The 8,071-nt window shown below is 74.8% G+C and carries 3 protein-coding genes and 1 pseudogene; all 4 read right to left on the bottom strand.

The window, feature by feature from the left end; translation table 11 throughout:
• Positions 1-5,261: eCIS core domain-containing protein (locus VE546_RS06305; RefSeq protein WP_324919410.1), on the bottom strand; the 5,261-nt coding region annotated here is incomplete at its 3' end.
• Positions 5,258-5,599, bottom strand: coding sequence for a hypothetical protein (locus VE546_RS06300; RefSeq protein ID WP_324919408.1), 342 nt, complete (start codon positions 5,597-5,599; stop codon positions 5,258-5,260). The genes VE546_RS06300 and VE546_RS06305, both read right to left, overlap by 4 nt.
• Positions 5,590-7,500 (bottom strand): ATP-binding protein, encoded by a 1,911-nt coding sequence (locus VE546_RS06295; protein ID WP_324919412.1) that lies wholly within the window; start codon positions 7,498-7,500, stop codon positions 5,590-5,592. The genes VE546_RS06300 and VE546_RS06295 overlap by 10 nt, the downstream gene beginning before the upstream one ends.
• A 90-nt stretch (positions 7,501-7,590) precedes the next feature.
• A pseudogene (locus tag VE546_RS06290) lies at positions 7,591-8,071 on the bottom strand (DUF4255 domain-containing protein); the annotation flags it as partial.

The following is an 8,071-nucleotide window of genomic DNA, read 5'->3' as shown; positions in this document are numbered from 1 at the left end:
CGGTAGGCGTCGCGCATGCGGCGGGCGTTGTTGTCGAGGGAGCGGTCGAGGCGGCCGTCGCGGTCCTTGCGGTCGAGGGCCTGCCTGGCTCTGCGGATGCGGTTCTGGGCGGCCTTCACCGTCTGCTGCGCGCGGTTCGCGGCGCGGGTCTCCGGTGAGGTGCGGCGCGGGCGCGGGGTGGGCCTGGTGCCCTCCGTCTCACGGCGTGCGGGGGTTCGGGGCTGGTCCCGGTCGGTGTCCTGGGTGCGGCGGTCGGGCTGGCCCGTGCGGGTGCGGTCGTCGACGCGGCGGGTGTCGGGGCGGCGCGCGGTATCACGGCGGGACTGGGGCGAGTCGGGCCGCCGGGTCGGGCGGGGCTGCGGGCGGGGACGCTTCGGCCTGGCCGGCGGCCTGCGCGACATGTCGGCGTTCGCCCGGCGCGTCCGCTCCTGCGCCTTCTTCGCCTCCTCCTGCTTGTCCGGCCGGTTCCTCGGGTCGTCCTTCGGCCTGTCCGTCGCCTGCGCTCTGTCCGGGTCCCGCGGCTTGTTCTCGTCCTTGCGGTCCGGCTTCTTGCCGAGGTTGGCCGCGACGCCCTTGAGCCGGTCGCCGACCTTGCTCACGTACTTGCCGATGCCGCTGAGCAGTGCCTGGTAGGCCAGTTCCAGCAGGGCGACGACGCCCGAGGCGACGGCCTTGGCGAAGAGGACGCCGGCGTTGCCGCTCTTGACGGCCTTGAGGTAGTCCATGAAGGCGCCGAACGCGCGCAGGATCTCGCTCAGCGCGCCCCAGGCGGCCTTGAGCGCGTCGATGATCGCCAGGACCCAGCCCGCGCCCGGGATCAGCCTGGCGATGATCTTGGTAATGATGATCTCGCCGATGATGATCGGGAGTTGGGGAAGCGCGGCGTCCCACGCCTCCTTGGCCATCTGCTCCTTGCTGACGCCTCCGCTGACCAGCTTGTCGAAGATCGCCTTGGGGAGGCCCAGGATCTCCTGGATCTTCTCGTTGAACCAGTTCTTGATCGCCGAGGTGACTTCCCGGAACAGGTGGTTCCTGGCGCCGTCCTCCGCCGAGGCCTTGGCGCCGCTGAGCCAGCCGCCCGGGTCGGAGAGGATGTCGGCCGCGATCATCGCCCACTCGCCCAGGGCGTTGAGCAGGCCCATGGCGAAGTCCAGGATGCCCTTGAGCAGGCCCTTGACGGCCTCGACCGCCCTGCGGAGTCCTTCGCGCAGGGCGTCCAGGATGCCGCTGAGGATCTTGCCGATCCGGTCGAGGAGTTCGGTGACGATCCGCCTGAGCTCGTTCGCGATCCGGTTGACCAGGGCGATCGCGGCGTCCCGGATGCGGATGATGAGGGCCCGCAGCCGGCTCGCGATCTCGACGATCGCGTTGAGGAGTTCCCTGCCCAACTGGACCAGGGCCTCGGTGAACTCCTTGAACTTGTCGATGATGAACTGCCGGGCCGCCTCGATCCAGCGGGTGACGGTGCCCTTGAAGTCCCTGATCAGGCTGGTGACCGCCTCGCGGGCGGCGCGGAAGAAGCCGACGATCGCGTTCTTCAGCTCGATGAGCTTGTCGCGGATCCAGTTGAACGCCTTGGTGAGCCAGTTGCCGGAGTCGTTCTTGGCCGTGTCGCGCTTGTTCCTGGCGTCGTTCTCGGCCTTGTCCTTCTCCTTGCCGATGTCCTCCTGCTTCTTCTTCCGGTGCTCCTCGGCGTCCTTGTCGGTCTGCTCCTCCTTGTCCTGGACGTCCTTGCGGATCTTCTCGGTCTTCTCGGTCTTCTTCGTGCCGAGGGAGGCGAGTTCGTCGTCCTGTTCCCTGCGCCACTGCTCGCGGGAGGCGTCCACCTCGGCCTTGGTCTTCCGGCGTTCGGCGGCCTGCGTACGGGTGTTGCTCTCGACCTCGCTGCGGACCTGCTGCCGGTGGCGCTCCTGGGACTCCCGGAAGTCCCGGTCCTTGGCCTGCCGCTTGTCGGACATCTGCTTCTGTCCGTCGGCGAAAGCGGCCTGGATCTGGGGGCCGCGCTCGTGCTCCGCCACCGCGGACACGGCCTCGGGCGGAATGCGTCCGCCCACGGCCGGGGCGCCGCCTCCGCCGGGACCGCCCTGCCCCTTGGCGCCCGGGACCTTCGCCTCCAGCGTCTCCTGGGGCACATCCGGGTAGATCTGGTCCTCGCCCAGGGGGCGCCCGGCGTCGTCGCGGCCGGAGGCGTGGAGTTCCCGGCCCTTGCCGTCGAGTTCGCCGCCCTGCTCGTCGGCGCGCCCGTTCGTCTCGCCCTGGAGTCCGACTCCGGGCGCCGTGCCGACGTTCGCCTGGGCGAGCATCTCGTCCTCGGTGGGCAGGTCGAGGATCCACCGGGTCACGGCGTCGGAGTCGATGACGTCCTCGTCGGCGCCGAAGGCGCCGGCGATGCCGTTGATCGCCCCCACGACGAGCTGGGCACCACCGGCCAGGAGCCCCTGGAGGGTGCTGGGCTCCTCGATGTCCGTGCCCGGGATCTCGCCCTCCGGGGCCTTGTCGCCCGTGACCTCGGCCTTCTCCTTCTCCGGGGCGTCGACCTGGGCGGCCGGGTCGCCGGAGTACTGCCCCGGGGCCGAGGTCTTCGGCGCGCCGTGGAGGGTCTGCGGGGCACCCGCGGGCCGCTCCATCGTCGGCGGTGCGTCCTGGAGGGTCTGCTGCTCGTCGCCGACGGTCTTGTCGACCGCGCCGTTCACCCCGCCGAGCGCTTCGAGGGCACGGTGGGGTTTGAGTTTCGCGGCGGTGGACAGCCCGGCTTCCGGGGTCACCTGCGAGAGGTTGGGGGCGGGCGGGTCCTTCTTCGGCGGGGACGAGGCGACGGGACGTGCGCCGCCGCCCCCTCCGCCGCCTCCCGAGGCACTCCGGGTGCTGCCGCCGCCCCTGACCGACCGTGAGGGCCGGGAGCCGGACGACGGCGCGGGGGCGGACGCGGGCCGGGGCGCGGGCGTGGGGGCCGGGGTCTCCTGCCGCTGCCGGGAACCCGCCCCTCCGTCCGGCGCGCCCCCGGCGGTGGAGCCGTCACCACCGCCCGCGCCCGAGATGTGGGTGTCCCGGGCCGGGGACGCCTCGGCCGGGGTGTCCGTCGCCGGTCCCTGCCCGGCCGTACCGGGGTCACCGCCCTGCCGGGACGCCCCGGAGGTGTCCGCGCTCGGCGCCGGAGGCGGAGACGCGGGAGCGGGAGCAGAGGCGGCGGAAGCGGTGTCGGCGGGGGCGGTTCCGGACGCCGGTGCCTGTTCCTTCGGGGCGTCCGTACCGGCCGTCTCCGGTTCCTGGTCCGTCTCCCCGGCCGTCCGGTCGGCGGTGGTGTCCTCCGGAACCGCCTCCGGTTCGGCCTGCCTCTCCTCCTGCCGCGCGCCGTCGCGCGCCACGGGTTCGGGCTCGGGAGCGCCGGTGCGGTCGCCGGCGGTGTCGGAGGGCGAGGGCCGCGGGCCGGTCTCCTGCTCGGCCGGCGGTCCGGGGCGGAGGTCGCGCGGCGCCCGGTTCTCCGCCTCGGTACGGGCGGCCGGGGAGTCCAAGGCACCGCTGTCGGCGGGCAGCGGCCCGGTGAGGTCGCCGTCCTCCGACTCGGCCTCCTCCTCGTCCTCCTGCTCGCGCCGGGCCTGCACCTGCTCGGCCCGGGTGGGGGGCGGCTCGGGGAAGCTCGGCATCCGCTGGTCCGCGTCCGAGCCGGGCACGATCTCGTCGGCGGTCGGTACGCCGGAGACGTCGAGGTCGGTGGCGGGGAGGAAGTCCTCGGGCCCGAGCTCGATGTTCCAGGCGCTGTCCCGGCCGGCGGCCCGTTCGTCCTCCAGGCCGTCGAGCGTTCCGGGTTCGTCCGGGCCGGGTTCCAAGCCGATCGGCTCGTCCTCCGCGAGCGCCGCCTCGTCCTGGGGGCGCTTCCCCTCCAGCGTGCTGCGGCTGCCGGGGTCGGCGGTCTTCAGCAGTGGGCCGGGTTCCACGCCGGTCCGCTCGCGGTCGTCCCTACCGCGCTTGTCCGCCTGTTCCGGCTGCTGCGCCGCGACCAGGGGTTCCACCGCTCCGGGGCGGTTCTTGGCCGCGGACTCCTCCTTGCTCGCCGCCGGGGCGCCGCTGACGGCGGGGCGTTCGGCGCGGTCGCCCGAACCGCTCCGGCCCTGCTGTTGAGACTGCCGAGGCTGCTGGGGCCGGACGGCTCCGCCTCCGGGCGCCGTGTTCCGGCCGCCGCCCGGCCCGGACGGCCGCGTGCCCCCTGCGGGGCGCCGGGCTCCGGGGCGGGCCGCGCCGCCGCTTCCGCGGTCGCGCTGCCGACGGTCCTGCGGTTCCGGGGCGTTCTCCTCCTCCCGGGGCGGCTGTTCCCCGTCCTGCCGCTCCCCGTCCGTCCGCTGTCCGCCGTGCTGTTCGTCGCGGGACCGTTCGTCCTCCGCCCGCTGCCGCCGGTCGGCGGCAGCGGCGTCCTCCCGTTCGTCCTCCAGCAGTTCGGTGACGTCCGGTACGGCCTCGGGGGTGCCGAGCGCCTCCGGTTCGGGCGGTCCGCCGTCCTCGGTCTCCTCGACCAGTCCGATCAGCCGGTCGAACTCCGAGGAGAGCAGCCGCGGTTCCAGCCGGTCGAGGACGGCGTCCTGCATCTCCGGTGAGAAGCGGGCGAGTTGGGTGCGTACGCGTTTGGAGCGGTCCTCCGGGTCGCCGCGCAGGGAGCGCAGGACGCCGTTGGCCAGGCGGTCGACCAGCGTCGCCGGGTCGATCTGCTCCAGTCTCCGCCGGTCGGCGTCCACCGTGGCGTAGCGCAGCCAGCCCGGGGTGGCCCGCCCCTCCCCCACCAGCTCCGCCGCCGTGCCCGGTTCGCCGCCCCGTACCGACTCCTGCGCCGCCGACTCCGCCTCGCGCTCCACCGCCTGCTGCGGCAGGCTCACCGCGCCCAGGTCGCGGCCGGCGCGGAGGGCGCCCAGACCGTCGGGGTTCTGGATGGTGTGGAGCAGTTCGTGGGCGAGCAGGCGCAGGCCGTCCGCGGTGCCCGGGCGGTACGCGCCCTCGCGGAAGAGGACGTCCTGGCCGACGGCCACGGCGTCCGCGCCGAGCAGGTCGGTGAGGGCGGCGGCGTCCCGGTCGGTGTGGAGGCGCACGCGGCCGAGGTCGTGGCCGAGCTGCTCCTCCAACTCGCGGCGGACGCTCACGTCGAGCGGCTGGCCGGCGCCGCTGACGACGTCCTTCGGCTCGGGCACGGGTGACGTGGCGGACCGCTCCTTGCGCTTGCGGCGCCTGGTGTCCTGGGCGGAGCGGGAGTCCTGTGACGCGGCGCGCGAACTCATCGCCGCCTCCTTCCGGCCGCCGCCCCCGGATCGCCCCGGCCCGACAGCCCGGCGTGCACCGCGCGGGCCAGTGCCTCGCCGAGTCGGGCCGGCGACAGGGTTGCGGGCAGCGGCGGCAGACCCGACAGCGCCTCGAGTTCCCGTCCCCCGCCGTCCGCCGCCAGCGGTACGCCGCGCTCACGCACCAGCCTGGTCAGTTCGTTGCGGAAGGCGTCCGCGACCTGTTCGGGGTCGATCCGCGCGTCGAAGCCGTCGAGCACCAGCTCGCCGATGTCCACCCGCACCGTCGTCGCCTCGCGCGATGCCCCGTTCGCCCCGTTCGCCTCGTTCAGACCCATCCGCGGACCTCCGAGGGTGTCAGGGAGCGCTCCAGCTTCAGGTACTCGGTGCGTGCCGCCGCGAGCATGTGCCGCATCTGCAGGGCGTCGCCCTCCTCGGCCGCCAGGAAGGCGGCGGAGAGCGCGATGTTGCGGATCGAGCCGCCCGCGACCGTCAGTTGCGCCAGCAGTTCCGGGTCGATGCCCTTGGTCGGGGCGCGTTCGGGCAGCACCCGGCGCCAGATCTCGGCGCGTTCGCCCTCGCCCGGGAAGGGGAAGTCGACGACGAAGCGGATGCGGCGCATGAAGGCCGAATCGAGGGCCTTCTTCATGTTGGTGGTGAGGACCGCCAGGCCTCGGTAGGCCTCCATCCGCATCAGCAGGTAGGAGACTTCGAGGTTGGCGTAGCGGTCGTGGCTGTCCTTGACCTCGCTGCGCTTGCCGAACAGGGCGTCCGCCTCGTCGAACAGCAGCAGCGCGCCGCCGCGTTCGGCCGCGTCGAAGACCTTGCGGAGGTTCTTCTCGGTCTCGCCGATGTACTTGGAGACCACCTGGGAGAGGTCGATGACGAACAGGTCGAGCCCCAGCTCGCGGGCGAGCACCTCGGCGGCCAGTGTCTTGCCGGTGCCGGAACCGCCCGCGAACAGGGCCGTGACCCCAAGTCCCCGGCGCAGGGTGCGGGCGAAGCCCCACTCCTGGTGCACGGTGCCCCGCCGGCGTACGTGCGCGACGATCTCGCGCAGGATGCGCGTCTGGGGTTCGGGGAGGACCAGGTCGTCCCAGCCGGCCTCCGGTTCGATCCGCCGGCCCAGTTCGTCCAGGCCCAGGCGGGCCTCGGCCAGCCCGGCCCGCCAGGCCGGCCCAGCGGCGTCCGCCGTCTCCCCGGCTGCCCCGGCCTCGCGGCGCGCGGTCGCGGCGGCGGAGCGGATGACGTGCGGCGGCAGCGCGAACTGCGCGACCAGGCCGCGCAGTTGGTGTTCCTCGATCCCCGGCGCGCCGGCGAGGGCGTCGGCCCACAGGCCGAGCTGCTCCTCGTCCCCCAGCGCCGGTACGGTGACGCGTTCGGCCCGGGCCCGGTCGGTGTTCCGGGGGTCGGGGCCGGAGACCACCAGCGGTACGGCGGCGGAGGCGATGAACGCGTCCGCCGCGGCGGCCTGTTCGCGGTCCGGTTCGCCGGTCTCCAGCAGGAGGGCGGCGGGCAGCAGGATCGCCTCGCGCTGCCACAGGCGCGCCAGCCGGTCGCGTTCGGTGTGATCGGTGGGCAGGTCCTCGGCGTGGAGGACGTAGAGGCCGAGCCCGGTGCGGTGGGCGGCGGCGGCGGCGATGTCGTGGCGGCTGTGCCGGTCGCCGCCGGTGAGTTCCGCCCGCGGCGGCGTACCGGGTGCGGCCGTGGCCCAGACCTCGGCGACGCGTTCCGCGGCGCGGTCGTACGAGGGCGGCAGCGCGTCGGGCGCGGTGACGCGGGAGAGCATGCCGTGCAGCCGCGCGTCGAGGTACGCGGAACCGGCGAGGAAGTGCAGGATGCGCTCGTCGAGGCGGACGCGGGTGGTGGTCAGCCGGGTCTCGTCGTCGAGTTCGACCAGTCGCCAGCGGCGCAGCGGGGCGACGGGCGTGAGCGCGCTCCAGTGGGGTTCGCCGAGCGCGGCGAGCGCGAGGGAGAAGGTGGGGTACGCGCGCTCCGGGTCGCCGCAGGCGGCGGCGCACCGGCTGCCGGTGGTCGGTTCCAGCTCGGCGGCGGCCAGCAGCAGCACCAGCTCGCGTTCGAAGGGGGTCAGTCCGAAGCACCGGACGAGCGCGCCGAGCGCGGCCGGTTCGGGGGTGTCCGCGGCCCGCGGGGCGCCGGTGGGCTGCCCGTCCGTCCCGCCGGTGCCCCGGCGGGCGCGGGCGGCGTGGGCGTCGAGACGGGCCAGGACGGAGCGCATGGCGGCGGACAGCGCCGGGCCGTCGGCCGCGCCCGCCCCCTCGGACGCGCCGTCCGTGTGCTTGCCCGCCCCCCTTGTCGCCACCGCGCCTCAGCCCTCCTTGCCGCTCTTGCCGCTCTTGTCGCTCCCGCCGCCCGGCGTGTCCTCGCCGCCGCGTGCGGAGGTGCCGGGCGCCTTGCGCGTACGGGTCCGTGCGGCGGTGCTCTTGGACGGGGCACGCCGCCTGCCGGCGGAGGTCTTCTTGGCGGTCGGCGCGGCGTCCGCCTTCTCCGGTGCGTCCCCGCCGCCGGCCTCCGCCGGGGACGCGGGCGCGGCCGGCCTGGCGGCCATGCCGCTCGTCCGGCTCGCCCGGGCGGTCACCCGCCGGGCGGCGGTCCCGGACGCGCGCCCCGCGGGGGCGGCGGCGAGCGCCTCCGCGCCGTCACCGGACGGGCCCGGGCGCTCCGGCGCGCCCGGGGCGCCGAAGGGCAGCGCACGCACCGTGTGCCGCTCCACCGGCCTGGGTACGACGGGCTGCTCCCGGCCCTCGATCAGCACCAGGGACGCCTGGTAGACGACCGACAGCGTGTAG

This window comes from Streptomyces sp. (genome assembly GCF_035644915.1).
GTDB lineage: Bacteria > Actinomycetota > Actinomycetes > Streptomycetales > Streptomycetaceae > Streptomyces.
The sequence above is the reverse complement of the archived record's forward strand: the minus strand, read 5'-3'. Positions and strand labels throughout refer to the sequence as shown.

Coding starts and splice junctions, on each gene's coding strand:
- VE546_RS06300 (WP_324919408.1), bottom strand. CDS start 5,599: ATGGGTCTGAACGAGGCGAACGGGGCGAACGGGGCATCGCGCGAGGCG.
- VE546_RS06295 (WP_324919412.1), bottom strand. CDS start 7,500: ATGCGCTCCGTCCTGGCCCGTCTCGACGCCCACGCCGCCCGCGCCCGC.